Source organism: Burkholderia sp. SIMBA_062 (assembly GCF_046534765.1).
Lineage (GTDB): Bacteria > Pseudomonadota > Gammaproteobacteria > Burkholderiales > Burkholderiaceae > Burkholderia > Burkholderia ambifaria.
On sequence record NZ_JAWRYD010000014.1, the window covers coordinates 62622 to 86059 of the forward strand.

The window sequence follows — 23438 nt, forward strand, 5'->3', positions numbered from 1 at the left end:
GATCACCGCCTGCCGCGTGTGGCGGGCCGGTGACGTGTCACGTGCCGGTCGTACCGGATGCCGACGCGCCTGCGTCGGCCGGCTTTTCCTGCACATTCAGCCGCTTCAACGTTTCCGCCAGCTCCGTGTTCTTCGGCTGAATCTTCCGCGCCTGCGCGAACGCATCGCGCGCTTCATCCTGGCGGCCCAGCTTCCACAGCACCTCGCCCTTGTGCGTCAGGCCGGTTGCCCAAGCCTCGCGCGTATCGCTGTCGCCGTCACCCTTCTTCTCGAAGATCGCGATCGAGCGGTCGAACCACGTGAGCGCTTCGTCGTCGCGGCCGAGCCGATACAGCGCCCAACCCTTGCTGTCGAGCGCATACGCATCGTCGGGCGATTTCGCGAGATGCGTGTCGATCATCGCCAGCCCGCGATCGACTGCGACGCCCGCGTCGACGAGCCGATAGCCGGTGTCGTTCAGGCGGTCGTCGGGGATCTCGCCGAGGTCGAGCACGGCGGCCACGCGGCCGGCGTCGCGTTCGGCGACCGCGAGCGACAGCAGCTTGATGACGATCTGTTGGCGCAATTCGCTGCCGATCCGGTCACCGTTGGCGACCAGGCTGCCGAGGTATTGCGTGTACAGGTCCGGCGCGCCCGGTTCGTTCGCGCTGTTCGCGATGGCGGCGCCTGGGCCCGCGCACCAGTCGGTGTCGGCTGATTCGCCCAGCATCCCGGTGTACAGATTGACGGTGCGCGGCGTGCGTGACTGCGCGTAGTACGTGTAGCCGTTCGCGTCCGAGTGGCCGCACGCCAGATATTCGTGCTCCACGTCCAGCAGGTAAGGGAAGCCGCGCAGCGGCGCGTCGCCGGCCGCATCGACCAGCCGGAACGATTCGCCCAGGTCGCCGTCGCCGATGACCGGGTTGAACACCCACTGCTTCTGCGGATGCGATTTCGGCAGCCGGATCCGCACGGTGCGGCCGGCGGCGTCGGTCGTGCCGAAGACCACGCTGTCGTGCTGGCCCGGCTTGACCGGCAGGCCCGCGATGACCTGGCCCGGCAGGAACAGCCGATAGCGGGCATTCGGCAGCGGCTGGTGCGTGACCGGGTCGCGCAGCACGAACTGATGGACGTAAGCGCCTTTGCCGAGCGATGTCGTCGGCGCGATATAGGTACGGGCGTGAGCGGCGGGCAGCGTGGCGCAGCCGATGGCGGCGGCAATGCATGCGGTGAAAAAGCGGGATGTCATGAAAATGCGGTTCTTATAGGTAATGGAGTGATTGACCGACGGCCGGTAAACCTTCGAACGGGTTGCGCAGTCTTCTATAAACAACGTGCTGCGGGCCGGCGATTACCCGAGGGGAATCGCCGTTCATTCAATGCCATTCGAGGCGGATTGCGCCCGACTGATCCATGCGGAACCGGACGGGCAGGCGCAGCGGAGCGCCCGCGTGCAGCATAGCAGGTGGTGCCCATCAATCGGCAGCGATCGAAATCCGATGGTCCTTTACAACCTGTATTTCACTTCCTTGAATAATCATGGTTTGCGAAAAGACCTGAAAAGCGAGAACGAACCACGAACCACGAACAATGCGGCCGCTCACCAAGTGATTCGTACTCCTGCTATATTTATTGCGCGAAACGTCCGAAGCATCCGTTGGTGCGCAGCGCATGGGTGAGGCTGGGGCGCGAACGCCGCCGCACGCTTGGCGCCGGTCGACGCCTGGCGCGCGATCGTCGAGACGACGACGTCCGGCGTTCGTACCAGAGCCGGCGCGGGCTCGGCGGCTTCCTGCTGCCGATCCTGTTCGGCATGCTGTTCGACCTGCTCCGCGTGCGCACGTCCTGCTTCATGTTCCTGTACGGAATCGTGTGGGTGTCGCTGATTCTCATTTACCTGTCGGAAATGCGGCGCATGCCCGTGGCGGGCTGAGCGCTGTTGCGCGATGCCGGTTGCGTCCGGCATCGCTGTCGTACCGCGCTTCGGGCGTTTGCGACCGTGCGCAGTTCTGTCAAACTTGCGCCCATGACACCGCGCCTCACCCTGCCGCCTTCCCCCGATTCCACGCCTGCGCCCGCAGGCTTTCCCGACGCCGACGAACTGGCCGCGCTGCGTGCGTGGTACGCGGGCATGACCGTGCGCCAGGCCGTCGAGCGCTATTTGCCCGGTCGGCTCGGCGAAGGGCGCTCGGCGCGCGGCGTGATCGGCGCAATTCGACGTCGCCTCGTGCGGGTCGCGCGGCAGGCCGGGCGGCCCGATCTCGCCGAGCAGCTCGGTCATGCCGACAGCGAGCGCATGCAGATGGCAAAGGCCGCGACCGATGCGATCGGCGTGCTGCGCCATGCGCGCGCGCCGGTGCCGCAGATCAGCGACGACGTCGGCCTGTGGCTGCCGGCGCGTGCGGTCGTCGCGCTGCGTGCGCACGGGATCGCGACGCTGGCCGACCTGACCGTGCGAATTCCGCGCCGGCGCCAGTGGTGGCGCGCGATCGCGGGGCTCGGTGTGGCGAGCGCGCGGCGTATCGAGGCGTTCTTTTCCGCGCATCCCGACCTGACCGAGCGGGCGCGCGCGCTGATCGCCGCGACGCCGCGCGGCAGCATCGTGCCATGGGAGCAACTGAAGCTGCCGCATGAGGTCGACGGATCGGCCGGCACGTTCCGCGCGCCGCGCGCCACCAGCACGCTCGATGCGGACAACGACTACGCGGCCGTGCGCGCGTGGTTGTCGCTGCACGAATCGGCCGCGACGCGGCGCGCGTACCGGAAGGAGGCCGAGCGGCTGATCCTGTGGGCGATCGTCGAGCGCGGCCGTGCGCTGTCGTCGCTGACGACCGAGGATGCGCTCGCGTATCGCGCGTTCATCCGGCGCCCGACGCCGCACGAACGCTGGGTCGGCCCCGTGCGGCCGCGCGGCGCGCCGGACTGGCGGCCGTTTTCGGGCGGGTTGTCCGCGCGCTCGGCCGCGTACACGCTGTCGGTCCTCGGCGCGCTGTTCCGCTGGCTGATCGAGCAGCGCTACCTGCTCGCGAATCCGTTCGCGGGCGTCAAGGTGCGCGACACGCGCGGCGCGAATGCGCTCGACACGTCGCATGCGTTCACCGAAGGCGAATGGCTGCTCGTGCGCACGATTGCGGACGGGCTCGAGTTTCGCAAGGACAAGCCGTCCGGCGCGCCGGCGTCCGCCTGGACGCCGGCCGCCGCGCAGCGGCTGCGCTTCATTCTCGATTTCGGCTATGCGACGGGGCTGCGCGCGAGCGAGCTGGTCGGCGCGACGCTCGGCGACATCGATACGGACGCGCACGGCGACACGTGGCTGAAGGTGATCGGCAAAGGCAGCAAGGCCGCGCGCGTCGCGCTGCCGCCGCTCGCGCGCACGGCGCTCGATCGCTATCTGGTCGCGCGGCGGCTGCCGGTCACGCCGGTGCGCTGGCGGCCCGATACGCCGCTGATTCCGAGCCTCGCGGAAGACGGCGCGGCCGCGATCACGAGCGTGCGGCTGTGGAAGCTGATGCAGCGGTTCTTCGCGCAGACGGCCGCGCTCGTCGATGCCGACAACCCTGCGCTCGCGCAGAAGCTGCGGCAGGCGAGCCCGCACTGGATGCGGCATACACATGCGACGCACGCGCTCGCGCGGGGCGCCGAGTTGACGACGGTGCGCGACAACCTGCGGCATGCGTCGATCTCGACGACGTCGATCTATCTGCACGGGGATGACGTGAAGCGGGCGCGGCAGATGTCGAGCGCGTTTTCGGCTGACAAATAAGCGGGGCGCGAGCGGATCGAACGGAACGACACGGCATCGATGACGGTCAGAACGGTTATTCGGTCACGGAGCGGATGGATGGCATCGAGTCAGGGAACCGTCGATTTCATCGTCGAGCAGATGGCCTCGGCCGGCACGGTGTCGGCCCGCAAGATGTTCGGCGAATACGGAATCTACTGTGACGGCAAGATGGTCGCGCTGGTATGCGACGACCGGTTGTTCGTCAAGCCGACGTCCGACGGGCGTGCGTTTGTCGGTACCTGCGACGAAGCTCCACCGTATCCGGCAGCAAAGCCGCATCTCGTCATCGGCGGCGACCGCTGGGACGACCGCGAATGGCTGTCGACCCTGATTCGGATCACCGCCGCGCAATTGCCGGCCCCGGTGAAGCGAAGCCGATAGCGGTCAGCATCTTCCGTGGAACAGGCGCGCCAACCCCGCACGCCGCACTGGAGCACAAGAATGGAGACAACCCGACACCCGCAAGCCCCGCGATATGCTCGCCGCGCATGGCACGCGCTCGTCGCGGCGCTATGCGTCGGCTGGAGTGCGCTGTCGTTCGGCGCGAACGGCGCGGCGGCGCTGCTCGACCGCTATCACAGCCTCGGCGAGCAGTTGAAGAACAACCCGTTCCACCGCCCGCTGTACCTCGAATCGTCCGAGGCGTCGTCGTCGCTGAAGGGCGACATCTACGCGGTCGTCGACTATCCGTTCGCCGTCGTGAACGGCAAGCTCAACGATCCCGCGCAGGGCCCCGCCAACTGGTGCGCGGTGCTGATCCTGCACCTGAACACGAAGTATTGCCATGCGTCGACCGGCAGCACCGGCCCTGTGCTCGACGTGAACCTCGGCCGCAAGATCGAGCAGAAGCTGTCGGATACCTATCGCGTGCAGTTCCGCTACGGCGTGGCCGCCGCGACGCCCGACTACTTCCAGGTCGACCTGACCGCCGACAGCGGCCCGATGGGCACGAAGGATTACCGGATCGCGCTGGAGGCCGTGCCGATCGGCGCCTCGCGCACGTTCCTGCATCTCACGTATTCGTACGGCTTCGGCACCGTCGGCCGCATGGCGATGAAGACCTACCTCGCGACGGCCGGCAGCGACAAGGTCGGGTTCACGCTCGCGAGCGGCGCATCGGCCGCGCAGCCGCAATACATCGGCGGCGTGCGCGGATTGCTGGAGCGCAACACGATGCGCTACTACCTCGCGATCGACACGTATCTGGCGACGCTCGACAAACCGCTCGAGCAGCGCCTTGGGCGCTGGTTCGACGCCACCGAGCAGTATCCGCAGCAACTGCACGAAGTCGAGCGGGGCGCGTATCTGCAGATGAAAGCGCAGGAGGTGCAGCGGCAGCAGGCGGCGCGCTGACGCTGCCTGCCGCCGGCGCGGCCCGGCGTCGATCAGTCGATCAGTCGATCAGTTCGACGCGCCGCCGACCGTGCGAATGCTGTGCCACTGTCCCTGTTCGACGCGGAACAGCGTGTAGGGCGGCTTGATCAGATCGCCGCGCTCGTCGAACGAGATCTTCCCGGTCACACCGGTGACCGACACGCCGGCCAAGCTCGCGACGATCTTGGCGCGGTCGACCGAACCGGCCTTGTGGACCGCCGCGATCATCGCGAGCACCGCGTCGTACGCGAACGGCGCATAGAGCTCGACGTCCTGGTTGAAGCGCGCCTTGTAGCGCTGCGCGAACGCGATCGCGGACGGCAGCTTGTCGAGCGCCGGGCCTGGCTCGAGATCCTGCGTGCCTTCGCCCGCGTTGCCGGCAATCTTCAGGAACGCATTGCTTTTGAGCGCGCCGGCGCCGAACATCTGCGCGCGGATGCCGAGCGAGCGCATCTGCTTGACGAGCATCGCACCTTGTTCGTCGAGGCCGCCGAAGAACAGCAGGTCGACGTTGTTGCTCTTCATCGTCGTCAGGATGCCGCGGAAGTCGACGGCCTTGTCGTTCGTGTATTCACGATCGACGACGCTGCCGTGCGCGTCCTTCACGCCTTTCTCGAATGCGTCGGCGAGCCCCTGGCCGAACGCGGTGCGGTCGTCGATGATGCCGATCCGCTTCGCCTTCAACTGTTCGACCGCGAAGCGGCCGGCTACCACGCCGCCTACACCGTCGTGCCCCATCGTGCGGAACACGTTCTTGAAGCCTTGCATCGTCAGTTGAGGATTGGTCGAGCCGGGCGTGATCATCGCGATGTTCGCCTGCTTGTAGACGGCCGACGCGGGAATGCTGCAGCCCGAGTTGTAGTGGCCGATCACGCCGACCACGCCGTCGTCGACGAGCTTCTGCGCGACCTGGATCGCGATGCGCGGGTCGGCCTGGTCGTCCTGCACGTCGAGCACGAAGTGCACGGGCTTGCCGCCGATGGTCGGATGTTTCGCGTTCTCCTCGTCGAGCGCGAGTTGCGCGCCGTATTGCAGATCCTTGCCGACGCGCGCGACCGGCCCCGTCAGCGGGCCGGCGAAGCCGATCTTGATGGGTTCCGGGTCCGCGGCTTGCGCGGACGCGGCGACCGTGCCGATCGAGCAGACGGCCAGCCATGCCAGCCAGTTACGACGATTCATGATGCCTCCTTGCAGGGGTGAAGGTTGGGGCGCGCGTCAGAATCGCGCGGCCCGGTAAGGTGCGAGGTCCAGCGGCGGCGCGCGTCGCGCGACGAGATCGGCGACGATCCGCCCGGTGATCCCGGCGAGCGTGACGCCGAGATGCTGGTGGCCGAATGCGTGGATCACGCGCTCGCTGCGCCGCGCGCGGCCAATCACGGGTACGCCATCCGGCAGCGTCGGCCGAAAGCCGAGCCAGCTACGCGTCGGCGTGCCGAGCGACGGCAGCGCTTCGCGCGCGGAACGCGTGAGCAGCGCGACCAGCGAGCGATTCATGCCGGCGTCGAAGCCGCCGAGTTCGACGGTGCCGGCCGCGCGCAGTCCTTCGTCGAGCGGCGTCATGTAGAAACCGCGTTCGGCCCAGCCGACCGGTCGAGTGACGATCAGTTCGTGCGCACCGAACTGCACGTGGTAGCCGCGCTCGGTATCGAGCGGCACGGTGTCGCCGCACGCGGCGGCGAGCGCGCGCGACCGGGCGCCGGCGGCAATCACCACATGATCGAAGATGCCGGCCGCACCGCCCGCATGCACGTTCACGCCGTCGCCGACCGGCTCGATTCGTTCGACCTGCGCGCGTTCGAGCGTCGCGCCGCCGGTTGCGAGGTGCGCGAACAGGGCGTCGAGAAATCCGCATGGATCGGAGAAATGCCAGCTTCCATGGAACAGCACGCCGCGCGTGAAGATCGGCGCGAGTGCCGGCTCGAGCCGGCGGATCGCGTCAGCGTCGAGCGTGTCGAACGGCACGCCGAGCCGGCGCCGCAGCGCCAGCGACGGCTGCGCGGCGTCGAACGACGCCTGCCGTGCATACAGATACAGGCATTCGCGCGGCCGCACGAATGCTGCGAGTCGCGTGGAAGCGAGCAGCGGCGCATAGCCGTCGGCGGCGCGCGACAGCAGCGCGGCCAGTGCGCCGGCGCTGCGCGCATGACGCGCGGGTGTCGACGCGGCGAGGAATCGCGCGAGCCACGGCGCGCCGCGCAGCAGGTACGGCCAGCGGATGCGTAGCGGGCTGTCGGCGGCGAACAGGAAGTGCGGCATGTCGCGGAACACGGACGGGCCGTTGACGGGCACGCAGCCATACGGCGCGAACGTCGCGGCGTTGCCGAACGATGCGCCGTGGCCAACCCCGGCCGGATCGAACAGCGTGACGCGATGCCCGTCGCGCTGCAGCCATGCCGCCGCGCCGAGCCCGATGAAGCCTGCACCCACGATGGCGATGTTCGCCATGAAGCTTCTCCTCCGGCACGCTGGTTCACACAAAGATGGGATTAAGAATCACACAGTAATTTTTTGTGTGCAATCAAAAATCGATTGTGTGGGCCTAGCGTTTACCCGATTCCAACCGCGTGATTCGGCGGCCTTTTCGGCAGATGTTTGATCGGACGGGGATGTCGGCTACAATCGCCGGACAGGTTTAAATGGCAGACAAACGCTTTTTGTGTGGACATGGGCGATACATGGCAGCAGACAAAATTTCCGGAGAGCGAGCCGACGCCGTGCCGGCGCAGGCGAAGCGGCCGACCTATGTCGAGGTATCCAGCTCGATCGAGGCGGAAATCCGCAACGGCATGTACCCGCCGGGTAGCCGCCTGCCGCCGCAGCGCCAGCTCGCGGCCGAGCTCGGCATCAACGTGTCGACCGTATCGCGTGCGTACAAGGAGTTGCAGCTGCGGGGCCTCGTGATCGGCAGCAAGCGGCGCGGCTCGCTCGTCACCGGCGGCGCGATGCCGAGCATCGAGCCGGCCCGGGCGTCGCTCGCCGCGGGCAACGGCGTGATCGATCTGACGGTGAATCGTCCGGCGACGGGCGAGTTCCTGGCGAATCTCGCCCGGACGTTCGGTGAGCTGCCGGCCGACCCGCGTTTCGCGTCGCTGCAGGAATACCAGCCGCCGCAGGGGCCCGACTGGGCACGCGCGGCCGGCGCGCAGTGGCTCGCCGCACCGGGCTTCGCGCCGTCGCGCGACCAGGTGGTCGTCACGAGCGGCGCGCAGCACGGGCTCTATGCGGTACTGAACAGCCTGATCGGCACCGAGGGCGTGATCGTCGCCGACCGCCTCACGTATTACGGCCTGAAGGCGCTCGCGCCGGTGTTCCAGTTCGAGATCGTCAGCGCGCCGGCCGACGACGACGGCCTGCTGCCCGACGAGATCGAACGGATCTGCCAGCGCACACCCGTCAAGGCGATCTTCGTCGTGCCGAACCTGCAGAACCCGACCGTGACGACGATGAGCCTCGCGCGCCGGATGGCGCTCGTCGATATCGCGCGGCGCCATCACGTGACGATCATCGAAGACGACGTATACGGGCCGCTCGTGCGCGACCGGCTGCCGGCGATCGCGGGGCTGTGTCCCGAGCTGACGTTTCATATCGGTGCGACGTCGAAGATTCTCGCGCCGGGGCTGCGGCTCGGCTATCTGAGCTGCCCGCGCGACAGCGTCGCGCTGTGCGCGGAAGCGGTGCGCACCACCGCATGGATGCCGGCGCCCACGTCGATGCTGATTGCAACGGTGTGGATCGAGGACGGCACTGCCGAGCGGATCATGGCCGCGCAACTCGCGGAGATCCGCGCGCGCGTCGATCTCGCGCGGGAGCTGCTGCCGGCCGGGCAACTGAGGTCCGATCCCGCCTGCATGTTCGTGTGGCTGCGGCTGCCGCCGCCGTGGCGCGCCGACGACTTCGCCGCGAACGCGAAGGCGCGCGGCGTGATCGTGATGCCGTCGTCGACGTTCGCGGTCGATCGCGCGGAACTCGAGCACGGCGTGCGCATCAACCTCGCGTGCCCGGCCACGCGCGACGAACTCGTCAACGGGCTGCGAATCCTCGCCGGCACGCTGAAGGACCGGCCGCGCGCGCTGTTCGGCTCGATCTGACTGCACCCACTCAGTCGAGCAACCCGCCACGACGGCGACGATCCGCTGCAGCAGCGCTTCGTCGTAAGGCAGCCACGGCACCGCGCGCAGCGGCGACGGCGGCGGGTCGATCGCGGGTCCCACGGGCTCGCCGTCGCACGTCACGCGCCCGGTCGCGCAATGCACCGCCCACGCGCCGCGCGCGCGTGGCGTTCGTCGATCGTGATCCTCCCTTGCGCAACCGGTTCGGCGACCACGAGCGACAGCACGTGCCTGCGATGGCGCGCCATCACGCCCAATGGAAGATCCGACAACCGGTTCAGGCGGTGCTGGCGCTCCGTTTCGAGCGCGCGTTCGGCCGGTTTCAGGATGCGCGCAAGCCCTCCGGCCGTTCGGCCATTTCATAAGATGTACAGTTGCGCCGCCATGCGCGAGGCGCGCCGAACTGTACTCTTGTTCGCGTGATCGATGTGTGTACCCGTCGCCAACTGTTCTTCTCTTAAGATTCTTCCATCAAGTGCACAGTGCCGTGGATCCCGTTGTAACGGAATCCTCCCGGCGCATCTTCAAAAGCGAGCCACTGCGATGGAAAAGGCAAAACCGGAGGGAGCAATCAGGCAGAACGACAGCCCGGTCGGCGGGCAGCACATGCGCGTATCGGACGCGTACGGGACGGCGGCGCGCATGCGCAGGCCGGCGGGGAGCGTGCGATGAAGCTCTACGAAAAACTCGCGGACGACATCGAGCGCCTGATCCGCCAGCGCGTGTACCGGCACGGCGACCGGATTCCGTCGGTACGTCAGGCGAGCCAGCAGCACCGGATCAGCATCACGACCGTGCTGCATGCATATCTGCTGCTCGAAAGCCGCGGGCTGCTGGAAAGCCGCCCGCAGTCCGGCTACTTCGTGAACCTGCGCCGTGACGACAACCACGCGCCGGTGCGTGAACTGCGGCCGTCGAAGCCGATCGCGATCTCGTCGTCGGTCGACATGAGCCGGCTCGTGCTGTCGACGCTGCGTTCGATCGGCACCGACGACGCCGTGCCGCTCGGTTCGCCGTATCCGGACCCGAGCCTGTTTCCGTTCGAGAAGCTGAACCGCTATGCGTATGCGGCCGGCCGCGACAAGTCGCTGTGGGGCGTGACGGACGGGCTGCCGCCGGGCCATCCGCGCCTGATCCGGCAGATCGCACGGCGCTATCTGGAAAACGGAATGTCGGTCGATCCGAACGAGATCATCGTGACGGTCGGCGCGACGGAGGCGATCAATCTGTGCCTGCAGGCGGTCGCGAAACCGGGCGACACGATCGCGGTGGAGTCGCCGACGTTCTACGCGATGCTGCACGCGATCGAGCGGATGGGGATGAAGGCGATCGAGGTCGCGACGCACCCGGAATACGGAATCGACATCGCGGCGCTGGCGGCCATTGCAAAGTCGCAGCCGATCGCCGCGTGCATGGTGATGCCGAACTTTCAGAACCCGCTCGGCTTCCAGATGCCCGACGAGCGCAAGCGCGAACTGGTTGAATACGCAACGAAAGCCGACATGCCGATCATCGAGAACGGCGTGTACAACGAACTGTATTTCGGCGAGTCGCATCCGAGCGCGCTGAAGTCCTATGACCGCAACGGGATCGTGCTGCACTGCTCGTCGTTCTCGAAGAGCCTGACGGCCGCCTACCGGATCGGCTGGGCGTTGCCGGGGCGCTATCGGGATCAGGTCGAGAAGCTGAAGTTCCTGAACACGCTGGCGACGCCGTCGCTGCCGCAGCTCGCGATCGCCGAGTTTCTCGAACGCGACGGCTACGAGCATCACCTGCGGCGGATTCGCAAGGCGTATGCGCAGCAGGCGAACCTGATGCGAGCGATGGTGTCGCGGTTCTTCCCGGAAGGCACGCGCATCTCGAGCCCGGCGGGTGGTTACGTGCTGTGGGTCGAGCTGCCGGCACAGGTCGACGCGATGCGCCTGTACCAGCTCGCGCTGGAGCAGGGCATCACGATCGGGCCCGGCTACATGTTTTCGATCACGGACAACTACCGGAACTTCATCCGGCTGAACTACAGCAGCCCGTGGTCGCCGGAGATCGAGCAGGCGGTGATCGCGGTCGGGAAGCTCGCGGCATCGTGCATGCAGTCGTGAAGTGCGATCACGTTGACGGCCGACTGGCGCGCGTAGGCCGACGCGATCGCTTTGCGCAGGCGCGGCGTGCTTTCGATCGCGCCATACGTGAGCTTCATCGGCCGCAGCTCGTCGATGTCCATCGTAGGAATCTATGTGGCAGCCGAGCCCTCGATCAAGTCGATTGCGTGCCGCTCAGCGACTGCCGCGCGCAACGGCCAGCATGATCCCGAAGCCGACGAGCAGAACACCGAAGGTGCGGTCGATCCAGTGACGTAACGACAACAAACGCTCGCGGATGGCATCGGCGGAGAAGCAGACCGCGACCAGACTGAACCAGCCCGCATGCGCCAGCGCGATGAACAGGCCATAGCCGATCTGCACGTGCAACGGCGTGTCGGGCCGGACGGCCTGCATGAACAGGCTGACGATGAACACGGTGGTTTTCGGATTCAGCGCGTTGGTCAGGAAGCCGGTGCGCAGCGCCGCCCGATCGGACAGCGGCGCGACCTGCGTCGCGGGCCGACCGTCGGCGGGCTTCGCCGTGAGCATCCGCGCGCCGAGGTAGATCAGGTAGATCGCGCCGACGAGCTTGACGGCGTTGAAGAGCCACAGCGATTGGCGGACCAGCAGGCCCACGCCAAGCAGCGTGTAGCTCACGTGAACCGTCACGCCCAGCGCGATCCCCCAGGCGGTGAGCAAGCCCGAGCGGCGCGACAGCATCAGGCTGTTGCGCGTGACCATCGCGAAATCCGGCCCCGGGCTGATCACGGCCAGCAAAGTGATGGTGACTACGGCTATCCATTCCGTCATTGCATCGTCCTTTCGATTTTCGTCGTGATGCGCCAATATTAGGGATCACGATTCGCCGGGAAAAGCGATGATTTCTGACCAAGATGGTGAGTTTGGCTCGCAGAATGTCCGTGCCGCGCTGCCGTCGCTGATGGCGTTGCGCTGCTTCGAAGCGGCGGCGCGCCACGAGCATTTCAGCCGGGCCGCCGACGAACTGCACGTGACGCACGGCGCGGTCAGTCGCGCGGTGCGTCTGCTCGAGGACGACCTGGGTGTGGCATTGTTCGAGCGGCGCAGCCGTCGCGTGTTCCTGACCGACGCAGGCCGCAAGCTCGCGCAGGCCGTCCATGAGGGCCTGCACCTGATGACGCAGGCCGCGCACGCGTTACGGACCGACGCGGCCCGTGCGCAGCGTTGGGTGCTGTCGTGCGAACCCACGCTGCTGATGCGCTGGCTGATTCCGCGCTGGCCGCACTTCCAGGCAACTTACCCGCGCGTCGATATCCATCTCGCCGCGGCCGGCGGCCCGTTCTCGTTCGATCACGGCATCGATATCGCGATCCGCCGCAACGACTTCGCGTGGCCTGCCGGTTATCACGCCGAGCGACTGTTCACGGAAAGGGTGGGGCCGGTGTGTCGGCCGGATCGCGTCGATACGTGGTTTTCCGGCGGACGCGATGGCCGCGCGTTGAAGCGCGGCGCGCCGCGACTGCATACGCGCACGCGGCCGGACGCATGGAAGGAATGGGCGGCGGCCGCGCATCAACCGGCGGGCAGCGGGCGCGGGCAGATGTTCGACCATTTCTATTTCAGCCTTCAGGCGGCCGTCGCGGGGCTGGGTGTCGCGATCGGCCCGTGGCACCTCGTTCGCGACGACCTCGAAAGCGGGGTCCTGGTCGCGCCGATGGGTTTCGTCGAAGACGGCTCGCACTATTGCCTGCTGACGCCGGAGCCTGTGAAGGACGGAAGCGCGCAGTCGGCTCTGCTCGACTGGCTGAGGACGATGGTCTGACGTGTGAGCCGGATCGTTGCGCGACGTCGGCGACCTTCAAAAAAATGGCGCCGCAGGCATTCAGCCCGCGGCGCCATTGCGTGTCGCCACGGCGGGCACGACCCGCCGCGGCTCGACCGCATGCTTAGATCTGCACGGTGTCGGCGACTTCCTTGAAGTCTTCGATCTGGTCGAAGTTCATGTACTTGTAGATCTTGTCGCCGTCCGCGGTGAGCACGCCCATGTCGGCCATGTACTCTTCCTTGGTCGGGATCCGGCCCAGACGCGAGCAGATCGCCGCCAGTTCCGCCGAGCCGAGGTACACGTTCGTGTTCTTGCCCAGGCGGTTCGGGAAGTTACGGGTCGACGTCGACATCACCGTCGCGCCTTCGCGCACCTGTGCCTGGTTGCCCATGCACAGCGAGCAGCCCGGCATTTCGGTACGGGCGCCGGCCGTGCCGAACACGCCGTAGTGACCTTCTTCCGTCAATTGCTTCTGGTCCATCTTGGTCGGCGGGGCGACCCACAGCTTGACCGGGATGTCGCGCTTGCCTTCCAGCAGCTTCGACGCGGCACGGAAGTGACCGATGTTGGTCATGCACGAGCCGATGAACACTTCGTCGATCGTGGCGCCTGCGACGTCGGACAGCGTCTTCACGTCATCCGGGTCGTTCGGGCATGCAACGATCGGCTCGTGGATGTCGGCCAGGTCGATCTCGATGACGGCCGCGTATTCGGCGTCGGCATCCGGCGACAGCAATTGCGGGTCGGCCAGCCACTGCTCCATCGCCGCGATACGGCGCTGCAGGCTGCGCGGATCCTGATAGCCCTGCGCGATCATCCACTTCAGCAGCGTGATGTTGCTGTTCAGGTACTCGATGATCGGTTCCTTGTTCAGGTGCACCGAGCAACCGGCCGCCGAACGCTCGGCCGACGCATCCGACAGCTCGAACGCTTGCTCGACCTTCAGGTCGGGTAGGCCTTCGATCTCGAGAATACGGCCCGAGAAGATGTTCTTCTTGCCTTGCTTGGCGACCGTCAGCATGCCTTGCTTGATCGCGTACAGCGGAATCGCGTTGACCAGGTCACGCAGCGTGACGCCCGGCTGCATCTTGCCCTTGAAGCGGACCAGCACCGATTCCGGCATGTCCAGCGGCATCGTGCCGGTGGCGGCCGCGAACGCGACCAGGCCCGATCCTGCCGGGAAGCTGATGCCGATCGGGAAGCGCGTGTGCGAGTCGCCGCCGGTGCCGACGGTATCGGGCAGCAGCATGCGGTTCAGCCACGAGTGGATCACGCCGTCGCCCGGGCGCAGCGCGATGCCGCCACGCGTGCTGATGAAGTTCGGCAGCGTCTGGTGCGTCTTCACGTCCACCGGCTTCGGATAGGCGGCGGTGTGGCAGAACGACTGCATCACGAGGTCGGCCGAGAAGCCGAGGCACGCCAGATCCTTCAGTTCGTCGCGGGTCATCGGGCCCGTGGTGTCCTGCGAGCCGACCGAGGTCATCTTCGGTTCGCAGTACGTGCCCGGACGCACGCCCTGGCCTTCCGGCAGACCGCAGGCGCGGCCGACCATCTTCTGCGCGAGCGAGAAGCCCTTGCCGCTGTCGGCCGGCTGGTGCGGCAGGCGGAACAGCGTCGACGGTGCGAGGCCCAGCGCTTCGCGCGCCTTCGCGGTCAGGCCGCGGCCGATGATCAGCGGAATGCGGCCGCCGGCGCGCACTTCGTCGAACAGCACGTCGGACTTGACCTGGAATTCGGCGATCACGTTGCCGTCCTTCAGCGCCTTGCCTTCGTACGGGCGCAGTTCGACCACGTCGCCCATTTCCATCTGCGACACGTCGAGTTCGATCGGCAGCGCGCCGGCGTCTTCCATCGTGTTGTAGAAGATCGGGGCGATCTTGCCGCCGAGGCACACGCCGCCGAAACGCTTGTTCGGGACGAACGGGATGTCTTCGCCGGTGAACCACAGCACCGAGTTGGTGGCCGACTTGCGCGAGGAGCCGGTGCCGACCACGTCGCCGACGTAGGCGACCAGGTGACCCTTTTCCTTCAGCGATTCGATGAACTTGACCGGGCCGCGCTTGCCGTCTTCTTCCGGCGTGATGCCGGGGCGGGCGGTCTTCAGCATCGCGAGCGCGTGCATCGGGATGTCCGGGCGGGTGGTGGCGTCCGGCGCCGGCGACAGGTCGTCGGTGTTGGTTTCGCCCGTGACCTTGAACACGGTGATGGTCAGGCTTTCCGGCACTTCCGGACGGCTCGTGAACCATTCGGCGTCGGCCCAGCTTTGCAGCACGGCCTTCGCGTGTGCGTTGCCCTTGTCGGCGAGTTCCTTCACGTCATGGAACTGGTCGAACATCAGCAGGGTTTTCTTCAGCGCGTCGGCCGCGACTGCCGCGACTGCGTCGTCGGACAGCAGCTCGATCAGCGGCTGGATGTTGTAGCCGCCGAGCATCGTGCCGAGCAGCGCGGTCGCGCGCTCGCGCGAGATCAGCGGGCAGGCCGTCTCGCCCTTCGCGACGGCGGCCAGGAAGCCGGCCTTCACGCGGGCGGCTTCGTCGACGCCGGCGGGGACGCGGTGGGTGATCAGGTCGAGCAGCGTCTGCTCTTCGCCTGCGGGCGGGTTCGCCAGCAGTTCCACCAGCTCGGCGGTTTGCTGGGCCGTCAGCGGCAGGGGGGGAATACCGAGCGCGGCGCGGGCGGCCACGTGAGCACGAAAGTTTTCAAGCATGGGGGACCTGCTGAGATTGCGTTTCAGGGGAAGGGCTTTCCAGGCACGCCGGGGCTGCTGTTCCGGACACTGCTTCACTGCTTTCGAGGGGATTCTAATCGCAATCCAGTCAGGCGTCAAATGTCTTATGTCTTATATAAGAGTTGGATTTTGAGACTTCCCGAGACAGGTCGCGGCGTGGCGGTTGAGCGGAAGCCGGCCGCGTCGCGGACCCCCGAAGGCATTCATTCCGGGGCAGACGTGAGCCGCGCGCGCCAAGGCGCGCCGGTGATGGCGGAGACGCCAAATATGTTCACGTGGCGCGAACGGTTCACCCGCCCGTCACCGGCGGAAAGAACGCCACCTCGCTATCCTCGCGCACGACGAAGCCGCCCGTCACCATCTCGAGATTCACGGCCGCCCGCACCGGCCGATCCATTCGCAGCGCTTCGGCGCTACGCGCGTCGCGTGCGGCGAGCGTGCCGCGCAGCGCGTCGACGGTGACCTCATCCGCATCGATCTCGACGACTTCCTCGTCGGTATGCAGTTGTTCGCGAATGCTCGCAAAGTATTTGATCGTCAGTTTCATGGCGATGTCCCGGGCGAAATCGGAGGAAGGGGAAAGGGTATGGCGGGCACGTTCATCCCCATCGCCGCATTGCCTGGTCGTCGTGCGCCTTCGGCTCGACCCAGCCGGACACGCCGTCATGCCGGATCTCCTTCTTCCAGAACGGTGCGTGCGTCTTCACGAAGTCCATGATGAACTCGCACGCATCGAACGCCGATGCGCGATGCACGGCGGCGACCACGACGATCACGACCGCGTGACCGAGCGGAATCCGCCCGACGCGATGCACGATCCTGACCGCTTCGAGCTGCCAGCGCGCGCCGGCTTCCTCGACGATGCTCCAGAGCGCCTGCTCGGTCATCGTCGGATAGTGCTCGACTTCGAGCGCGATCACGTCGTCGACGTCGCCTTCGTTGCGCACGACACCGAGGAAATTCACGACCGCGCCAACATTCGGATTGCGAACGATCGGCGCGATCTCGGCGCCGGCGTCGATCGCCGCGTATTGCACCCGCACCTCGAAGCCGGCGGCAATCGCCGGCGGCGGTTCGGTGTGCGGCGCGGATGGCTCGGGATGGCTGCCGTCACGCGACGGATCGTCGGGTGGCGCGCCACGGGATTCGGTGAAACTCGTCATGACGGTTCTCCTGTAAGCGGTGGGCGCCGCTTCGCGCGGCAGCCGTCAGCCGCCGACGAACGACATGCGCACGGTCGGATAGGTCTTGCCCGACGGCCGCGCCGCACGCGTCGCCCGCCGCTCGGAATAACGGTCGTCGCGCTGCATCCATCGCGCGCGCACGGCGTCGGCGAGCTGGCCGGTCGATGCGTTGTCGTCGAGCCACGGCCGCAGGTCGGTACCCCGCGTGGCGAACAGGCACGTATAGAGCTGGCCGTCGGCCGACACCCGGGCGCGCGAGCACGTGCCGCAGAACGGATGCGACACGCTCGCGATGAAACCGACCTCGCCCGCGCCGTCGATGTGCCGGCAGCGGATCGCGGTGGCGTCGTGCCCCGGTTCGCCGACGAGCACGAGCGGGTAACTTGCTTCGATCAGCTCGCGCATCCGCGTGGCCGGCACGACCTTGTCGCCGGACCACGCGCTTGCGCCGCCGACGTCCATGTATTCGATGAAGCGCACGGCCACGCCGCCATGCCGGAAGTGGCGCACGAGCGGCAGGATCTGGTCGTCGTTCGCGCCGCGCTCGATCACCGCGTTGACCTTCACGGGCGCGAGCCCGGCCGCCTGCGCGGCCTCGATGCCGGCCAGCACGCGCGCGACGGGCACGTCGGCATCGCTCATCCGGCGGAACACGGCATCGTCGATCGCGTCGAGGCTCACCGTCACGCGCGACAGGCCCGCATCGCGCAGTATGCGTGCCTTGGCGGCGAGCAGCGAACCGTTGGTTGTCAGCGCGATTTCGACGGGCTTGCCGTCGATGGTCGTCAGCGTCGCGAGCCGTTCGATCAGCGCTTCGAGGTTGCGGCGCAGCAGCGGTTCGCCGCCGGTGAGTCGGATCTTTTCGACGCCGAGCGAGATGAACGCGCGGGCGATCTTCTCGAGTTGCGCGAACGACAGCCGCTCGGACGACGGCATGAACGCATAGTCGGGCCCGAAGCTGTCGCGCGGCATGCAGTAGCCGCAACGGAAATTGCACTGGTCGATGACGGACAGCCGCAGATCGCGCAGCGGCCGCGCGAGCGTGTCGAGCGGGCGGGAGAAGGCGCCGGGCGATACGCCGCCGGTTGCGGCGGCGGCCGGCGCGGAAACGATGGCATTCACGGTCGGTTCGTCGGCCTGCATGAAGTGAGCGGAACGGCGTCGCCGAGCGGCCGCGTATGCGCCGACGTATCGGCGCATAGGTCGTGACGAGCGTCATCGTGAGGATAGTCCGCCGGACTTTTCCGGCAGAGGCACAATCCCGCCTGAAATGCAGGAATACAGTTCGCGATCCTGCATGCACGAAAGGCGGGCATCGCGCGCATGCTCATGCTCACGCGAGCCAGTGCGCGAAATCGTAATACGGCACCGCGTCGCCGCGTGCGAGGCGTCGACCGGCCGGCAGCCGCGCGAGCCCGCTCGCCTGCACGAGCGATTGCAGCGTGCCGGCGCCTTGCCGACGAAGCCGTCGTTGCGGCAGAAGCCGAGCAGCCGCACGCCGGCTTCGCGGGCGACGGCGACGGCGACGGCGTCGGCGCCGATGCCGGCCGCCGCGCCCGCGGCCGCGATGCGGGGCGGATGCAGGTCGAGCTGCGCGATGCTTTCGATCCCGCAGACGCCGCAGCCGGTGCGGCCGGCCAGCGCGCGCCGGTGCGCCTTCAGCGCCATGAACGCCTGCTGCGACACGGTGAGCCGCACTTCGGCGCTGCCGGGCCGGCATTCGGTTTCGATGTCGAAGACGTCGGACGCGCGCCCGACGATCCCTTCGCTCAGCGCGAAGCCGAGGCCGAACGCGTCGAGGTCGATCGGCGTCGCCATCATCACCGTGTGCGCGATGCCGTTGAACACGAGTGCAACCGGCGTCTCGTCGACGACGCGATCGACGGCGCCCAGCACGTCGCCGGCACGATGACGCGTCACCTGACACGCGCGGCTGCCGGCCGGATCGTCGGGGCGGTCGGCGGGCTCCATGCGGTTTTCTCCTGGGGTGAATCGGGAATCGGCCGGCGCGGGCGCCGGGCGACGGAAACGGATTCTGCGGAGGGCGGTGCGCGGCGTCGCGCCGGCTCGCCACGGGCAGGCTTCGAGTCAATGGTACGGGCGTTCGGCCGGGTCGCGGATGCACAGCGTCGCGGTGCGCAATGCAGTACAGCTGACGGCCTCCACACCCCGAAACGGATTTTCCGTACACACATCTTCGGATCGGAGGAAAGCACAGTTTCAGCGCACGCTCGCGCGATTGCGAGTATCGTCCAAAACGCGATATCGTCATTCACGCTTCGTTGCCGTGCACCGCGATCCGTCCCAGTTGGCGCGTGCCGTCGCGAAGCCGTCGCGCGATTTCCTGCTTCGAGCTGACGTCCTCACAACCACGAGCAAATTTCGGTCATGGAAATCTTCGATGCGTTCCATCTCGCACGATTGCAATTCGCGTTCACGGTGTCGTTCCACATCGTGTTTCCGGCGATCAGCATCGGCATGGCGAGCTTTCTGGCGGTGCTGGAATGGCGCTATCTCGTCACCGGCGACGCCGCCTATAAATCCATGTTCCAGTTCTGGTCGAAGATCTTCGCGATCGGCTTCGGGATGGGCGTCGTCTCCGGCGTCGTGATGGCCTACGAGTTCGGCACGAACTGGGCGGGCTTCTCGCGCGTCGCGGGCAACATCACCGGCCCGCTGCTTACTTACGAAGTCCTGACGGCCTTCTTCCTCGAAGCCGGCTTCCTCGGCGTGATGCTGTTCGGCTGGCAGCGCGTCAGCCCGCGTGCGCACTTCTTCGCGACGCTGATGGTCGCGGTCGGCACGCTGATCTCGACGTTCTGGATTCTCGCGTCGAACAGCTTCATGCAGACGCCGCAGGGCTACAAGATCGAGAACGGCCTCATCGTGCCGGTCGACTGGTTCAAGATCATCTTCAACCCGTCATTCCCGTATCGCCTCGTGCACATGACGATCGCGGCGTTCATCGTCGCGGGCTTCATCGTCGCCGCGTGCGGCGCGTGGCACCTGCTCAAGGGGCGTCGCGACGAGCCGGTGAAGCGCAGCTTCTCGATGGCGCTGTGGATGCTGCTGCTGCTCGCGCCGATCCAGATCATGGTCGGCGATGCGCACGGGCTGAACACGCGCGAATACCAGCCGGCGAAGATCGCGGCGATCGAGGGGCTGTGGGAAACGGAGAAGGGCGGCACCTCGCTGAACCTCGTCGGGCTGCCCGACATGCAGGCCGAAACGACGCGCTATGCGATCCAGGTGCCGCACCTCGGCAGCCTGATCCTCACGCACAGCTGGGACGGCGAAATTCGCGGGCTGAAGGAATTCCCGCCGCAGGACCGTCCGTATTCGCCGATCGTGTTCTGGACCTTCCGGATCATGGCCGGCCTCGGGATGCTGATGCTGCTCACGGCGGTGCTCGGCTTGCTGCTGCGCAAGGGCGGGCGCCTGTATGAAACGCGCTGGTTCCAGTGGTTCGTCGTATGCATGGGGCCGTCGGGCATCGTCGCGCTGCTGGCCGGCTGGATCACGACCGAGGTCGGGCGGCAGCCGTGGACCGTGTACGGCGTGCTGCGCACCGTCGATTCGGTCGCGCCGCTGAGCGCGCAGCAGGTCGGCGTGTCGCTGCTGATCTTCGTGGTCGTGTATTTCCTGGTGTTCGGAACGGGTATCTATTACATGTTGAACCTGATGAAGCGCGGGCCGGCCGCACACGCGGGGTATATCGAGCTGCACCGGCATCCGGGGCTGCGCAAGAGCGCGCTGTCCACGCCGCTGAACGTCAACGAAGCGGAGTAAGCCATGCAGATCGATCTTCCTGTCGTGTGGGCCGCGATCATCGGCCTCGGCGTGTTCATCTACGTGATGCTGGACGGCTTCGACCTCGGCATCGGCCTGCTGTTTCCGTTCTTCGACGCGAAGGCCGAGCGGCAGGTGATGCTCGACACCGTCGCGCCGGTGTGGGACGGCAACGAGACCTTTCTCGTGCTCGGCGGCGCGGGCCTGTACGGCGCGTTCCCGGTCGTCTACTCGACGCTGCTGCCGGCGAACTACCTGCCGCTGATCCTGATGGTGGTCGGGCTGATCTTCCGCGGCGCCGCGTTCGAGTTGCGCGCGAAGGCGAACCGCACGCAGCACCTGTGGGATCTCGCGTTCATCGGCGGTTCCGCGCTCGCCGCGTTCTGCCAGGGGATCGTGCTCGGTTCGCTGCTGCAGGGCATCCGGATCGTGAACCACCAGTTCGCGGGCGGGCCGTTCGACTGGCTGTCGCCGTTCAGCCTGTTCTGCGGGATCGGCGTGCTCGTCACCTATGCGACACTCGGCTGCGGCTGGCTGATTTTGAAAGTCGACGGCGAACTGCAGCGCAAGATGCGCTTGCTGATGAAGCCGCTCGCGGGCGTGCTGCTCGCCGTGATGGGCGTGGTCAGCCTGTGGACCGTGATCGGGCTGCCGGCGGTCGCGCACCGCTGGTTCGGCAGCGGCTACCTCGGCTGGTTCCTGCCGGTGCCGATCCTCGTCGCCGCGTGCGTGTGGGGCATCTTCCACACGGTGAAGCGCCAGCACGAGGCGACGCCGTTCCTGCTGACGCTCGCGCTCGTGTTCCTCGGCTACACCGGGCTCGTGATCAGCATCTGGCCGAACATCGTGCCGCCGTCGCTGACGATCTGGGAGGCGTCGTCGAGCCATTCGAGCCAGCTGTTCGCGCTGGTCGGCACCGTGATCGTGCTGCCGATCATTCTCGTGTACAACGCGCTGCAGTACCGCGTGTTCCGCGGCAAGGTGCGCGAGGGCGACATCGGCTATCACTAAGCGGCAAGCGAGGCGACGGGCCGCGGCATGCGTATCATCACGCGCGGCACGGCGCGTTGCTCGCACGGCGCCCGACCGGAAGCGGCCCGCCACGCGCGGGCCGTTGTGCATCGGGTGCGGGCGCAACGGGTTGCGCATTTCCTTGGCAGTCGAGAAAACATCATGATCGTCAGACCACGACAGAACTGGCTCAGGATGCTGTTCGTATGGAACGGCTCGGTGCTGCAGTCGATCATTCCGCAACTCGTGTTCATGGCGATCGTCAGCACGCTGGCGGTCTTCACGAACGGGCGCATCTTCGGCGAGAAGATTCCGCTGAACACCGCGCCGTTCACGCTGTTCGGGCTCGCGCTCGCGATCTTCCTCGCGTTTCGCAACAACGCGAGCTTCGAGCGCTTCAAGGAGGCGCGGCTTCTGTGGGGCAACCTGCTGATCGCCGCGCGCACCGTCACGTCGCAATTGCATCGCTACCTGCCCGACAGCGTCGGCGAAGCGGAGCGCAACCGGCTCGCCGATCTGCTGATCGCGTTCACGTATGCGCTGAAACATCAGCTGCGTCATACCGATGCGACGCAAGACCTGCAACGCATCCTCGGCGCCGAGCGTGCCGCCGCGTTCGCGCACAAGTGCTACCAGCCCGTCGCGATTCTCGATGAACTGCGCGGCGGGATCGTCCGGGCGCTGGGCCGTGCGCCTGGCGGCGACACGACGTGCTGGATGTTCGATGCGCAACTGGTCGAGCTGGGCCGGGCGGTGGGCGGCTGCGAGCGGATCCTCACCACGCCGATTCCGTTTTCGTACAGCGTGCTGCTGCACCGCACCGTCTATGCTTATTGTGTTCTGCTGCCGTTCGGTCTCGTCGATTCGACGGAGTTCTTCACACCGCTGATCTGCGTATTCATCTCGTATACGCTGATCGCGCTCGAAGCAATCGCGAACGAAGTGGCCGAGCCGTTCGGGCTCGCGCCGAACGCGCTGGCGCTCGACGCGATGGCGCGCACGATCGAACGGTCGGTGCTGGAGCTTGGGGATCGCGCGATGCCGGAGGAATTCGTGCCGGCGTCGACGTATCAGATTACGTAAGCGGCGCGCTCGGCTCGCGCGGCGGCACGCACGATCAGGAGGCCATCCGATGCGTATCTACGTGACGAGCATCTTTGTCGACGATCAGGACAAGGCACTCGCGTTTTACACCGACACCCTCGGCTTCCGGCTGAAGAACAACGTGCCGGTGGGCGAGTACCGCTGGCTGACGGTCGTATCGAAGGACCAGCCCGACGGCACCGAGCTGATGCTCGAGCCGAGCCATCATCGCGCGGTCGCGCCTTACCGTCAGGCGCTTTACGAGGATGGCATTCCGGCGGCGTCGTTCCAGGTCGACGATCTCGACGCGGAGTTCGCGCGGCTCGACGCGCTCGGCGTGCGCTTCACGCTGGCGCCGATGGACGCGGGGCCCGTGCGGGTCGCGGTGCTTGACGATACGTGCGGGAATCCCGTGCAGTTGATGCAGATGAAGTGACGCGTGGAAGGTTCGCGGTTCGACGCGCTCATCGGCACGCCGCGACCGGCCGCGCGTCCTGCATGCGGCGCTGGAGTAC

Annotated in this window: 21 protein-coding genes and 2 pseudogenes; 13 read left to right on the top strand and 10 right to left on the bottom strand. The window is 66.9% G+C overall.

Annotated elements, in window-relative coordinates; translation table 11 throughout:
* Positions 1-37: 37 nt before the first annotated feature.
* Entirely contained in the window at positions 38-1228 is a 1191-nt protein-coding gene (locus SB786_RS17175; RefSeq protein WP_410728473.1) for a tetratricopeptide repeat protein, read from the bottom strand.
* Between the two features lie 324 nt (positions 1229-1552).
* Here SB786_RS17175 and SB786_RS17180 point away from each other — a divergent pair.
* The 5 genes and pseudogenes from SB786_RS17180 to SB786_RS17200 form a co-directional block, all read left to right on the top strand.
* Positions 1553-1774: pseudogene (locus SB786_RS17180) on the top strand (hypothetical protein); the annotation flags it as partial.
* Positions 1757-1912 (top strand): annotated as a pseudogene (locus tag SB786_RS17185) (MFS transporter); the annotation flags it as partial. The pseudogenes SB786_RS17180 and SB786_RS17185, both read left to right, overlap by 18 nt.
* A 93-nt stretch (positions 1913-2005) precedes the next feature.
* Complete coding sequence (locus tag SB786_RS17190) at positions 2006-3742, top strand: phage integrase family protein (protein WP_410728474.1); 1737 nt, start codon at positions 2006-2008, stop codon at positions 3740-3742.
* Positions 3743-3820: 78 nt separating this feature from the next.
* Positions 3821-4144, top strand: a complete 324-nt coding sequence (locus SB786_RS17195) for a TfoX/Sxy family protein (protein ID WP_410728580.1) — start codon at positions 3821-3823, stop codon at positions 4142-4144.
* Between the two features lie 60 nt (positions 4145-4204).
* The gene (locus SB786_RS17200) at positions 4205-5116 is read left to right on the top strand and encodes a hypothetical protein (protein ID WP_410728475.1); all 912 of its coding nucleotides are present in this window, start codon (positions 4205-4207) and stop codon (positions 5114-5116) included.
* Between the two features lie 48 nt (positions 5117-5164).
* On the opposite strand, the gene SB786_RS17205 is transcribed toward SB786_RS17200, so the two are convergent.
* Together SB786_RS17205 and SB786_RS17210 are read right to left on the bottom strand one after the other, a co-directional pair.
* Entirely contained in the window at positions 5165-6316 is a 1152-nt protein-coding gene (locus tag SB786_RS17205; RefSeq protein ID WP_410728476.1) for a branched-chain amino acid ABC transporter substrate-binding protein, read from the bottom strand.
* A gap of 36 nt (positions 6317-6352) precedes the next feature.
* Positions 6353-7582, bottom strand: a complete 1230-nt coding sequence (locus tag SB786_RS17210; protein ID WP_410728477.1) for an NAD(P)/FAD-dependent oxidoreductase — start codon at positions 7580-7582, stop codon at positions 6353-6355.
* Positions 7583-7812: 230 nt separating this feature from the next.
* Between SB786_RS17210 and SB786_RS17215 the strand changes: the two genes are divergently transcribed.
* The 3 genes from SB786_RS17215 to SB786_RS17225 all read left to right on the top strand — a co-directional run bounded on the left by SB786_RS17215 (position 7813) and on the right by SB786_RS17225 (position 11342).
* Positions 7813-9225 carry a PLP-dependent aminotransferase family protein gene (locus SB786_RS17215; RefSeq protein ID WP_410728478.1) on the top strand — a complete coding sequence of 471 codons (1413 nt, stop codon included), beginning with the start codon at positions 7813-7815 and terminating at the stop codon, positions 9223-9225.
* A gap of 185 nt (positions 9226-9410) precedes the next feature.
* The gene (locus SB786_RS17220; protein WP_410728479.1) at positions 9411-9611 is read left to right on the top strand and encodes a hypothetical protein; all 201 of its coding nucleotides are present in this window, start codon (positions 9411-9413) and stop codon (positions 9609-9611) included.
* 303 nt (positions 9612-9914) lie between these two features.
* Positions 9915-11342: a PLP-dependent aminotransferase family protein gene (locus SB786_RS17225; protein WP_410728480.1), complete on the top strand. Its 1428-nt coding sequence runs from the start codon at positions 9915-9917 to the stop codon at positions 11340-11342.
* Here the strand turns inward: SB786_RS17225 and SB786_RS17230 are convergent.
* Positions 11261-11464, bottom strand: a complete 204-nt coding sequence (locus SB786_RS17230) for a hypothetical protein (protein ID WP_410728481.1) — start codon at positions 11462-11464, stop codon at positions 11261-11263. The two genes, SB786_RS17225 and SB786_RS17230, sit on opposite strands and share 82 nt — an antisense overlap.
* A 52-nt stretch (positions 11465-11516) precedes the next feature.
* The gene (locus SB786_RS17235) at positions 11517-12134 is read right to left on the bottom strand and encodes a LysE family translocator (protein ID WP_410728482.1); all 618 of its coding nucleotides are present in this window, start codon (positions 12132-12134) and stop codon (positions 11517-11519) included.
* A 67-nt stretch (positions 12135-12201) separates the two neighbouring features.
* Here SB786_RS17235 and SB786_RS17240 point away from each other — a divergent pair, with 67 nt between their 5' ends.
* Positions 12202-13125 carry a LysR family transcriptional regulator gene (locus tag SB786_RS17240; RefSeq protein ID WP_410728483.1) on the top strand — a complete coding sequence of 308 codons (924 nt, stop codon included), beginning with the start codon at positions 12202-12204 and terminating at the stop codon, positions 13123-13125.
* 124 nt (positions 13126-13249) lie between these two features.
* On the opposite strand, the gene acnB is transcribed toward SB786_RS17240, so the two are convergent.
* The 5 genes from acnB to SB786_RS17265 all read right to left on the bottom strand — a co-directional run bounded on the left by acnB (position 13250) and on the right by SB786_RS17265 (position 19011).
* Positions 13250-15835, bottom strand: coding sequence for a bifunctional aconitate hydratase 2/2-methylisocitrate dehydratase (gene acnB / locus SB786_RS17245; protein WP_410728484.1), 2586 nt, complete (start codon positions 15833-15835; stop codon positions 13250-13252).
* 310 nt (positions 15836-16145) lie between these two features.
* Positions 16146-16403 (bottom strand): molybdopterin converting factor subunit 1, encoded by a 258-nt coding sequence (gene moaD, locus SB786_RS17250; RefSeq protein ID WP_228910891.1) that lies wholly within the window; start codon positions 16401-16403, stop codon positions 16146-16148.
* 52 nt (positions 16404-16455) lie between these two features.
* Complete coding sequence (locus tag SB786_RS17255; protein WP_410728485.1) at positions 16456-17019, bottom strand: molybdenum cofactor biosynthesis protein MoaE; 564 nt, start codon at positions 17017-17019, stop codon at positions 16456-16458.
* Between the two features lie 45 nt (positions 17020-17064).
* Positions 17065-18183, bottom strand: coding sequence for a GTP 3',8-cyclase MoaA (moaA, locus tag SB786_RS17260; RefSeq protein ID WP_410728486.1), 1119 nt, complete (start codon positions 18181-18183; stop codon positions 17065-17067).
* Positions 18184-18255: 72 nt separating this feature from the next.
* Positions 18256-19011 carry a formate dehydrogenase accessory sulfurtransferase FdhD gene (locus SB786_RS17265; RefSeq protein WP_410728487.1) on the bottom strand — a complete coding sequence of 252 codons (756 nt, stop codon included), beginning with the start codon at positions 19009-19011 and terminating at the stop codon, positions 18256-18258.
* A gap of 417 nt (positions 19012-19428) precedes the next feature.
* On the opposite strand from SB786_RS17265, the gene SB786_RS17270 reads away from it, so the two are divergent.
* The 4 genes from SB786_RS17270 (at position 19429) to SB786_RS17285 (ending at position 23359) form a co-directional block, all read left to right on the top strand.
* The gene (locus SB786_RS17270; RefSeq protein ID WP_410728488.1) at positions 19429-20829 is read left to right on the top strand and encodes a cytochrome ubiquinol oxidase subunit I; all 1401 of its coding nucleotides are present in this window, start codon (positions 19429-19431) and stop codon (positions 20827-20829) included.
* 3 nt (positions 20830-20832) lie between these two features.
* Complete coding sequence (gene cydB, locus SB786_RS17275) at positions 20833-21840, top strand: cytochrome d ubiquinol oxidase subunit II (protein ID WP_410728489.1); 1008 nt, start codon at positions 20833-20835, stop codon at positions 21838-21840.
* 162 nt (positions 21841-22002) lie between these two features.
* On the top strand, positions 22003-22923 hold the full coding sequence (locus SB786_RS17280; protein WP_410728490.1) for a bestrophin family protein: 921 nt from the start codon (positions 22003-22005) through the stop codon (positions 22921-22923).
* Between the two features lie 49 nt (positions 22924-22972).
* Positions 22973-23359 carry a VOC family protein gene (locus tag SB786_RS17285; protein ID WP_410728491.1) on the top strand — a complete coding sequence of 129 codons (387 nt, stop codon included), beginning with the start codon at positions 22973-22975 and terminating at the stop codon, positions 23357-23359.
* Positions 23360-23438 lie beyond the last annotated feature (79 nt).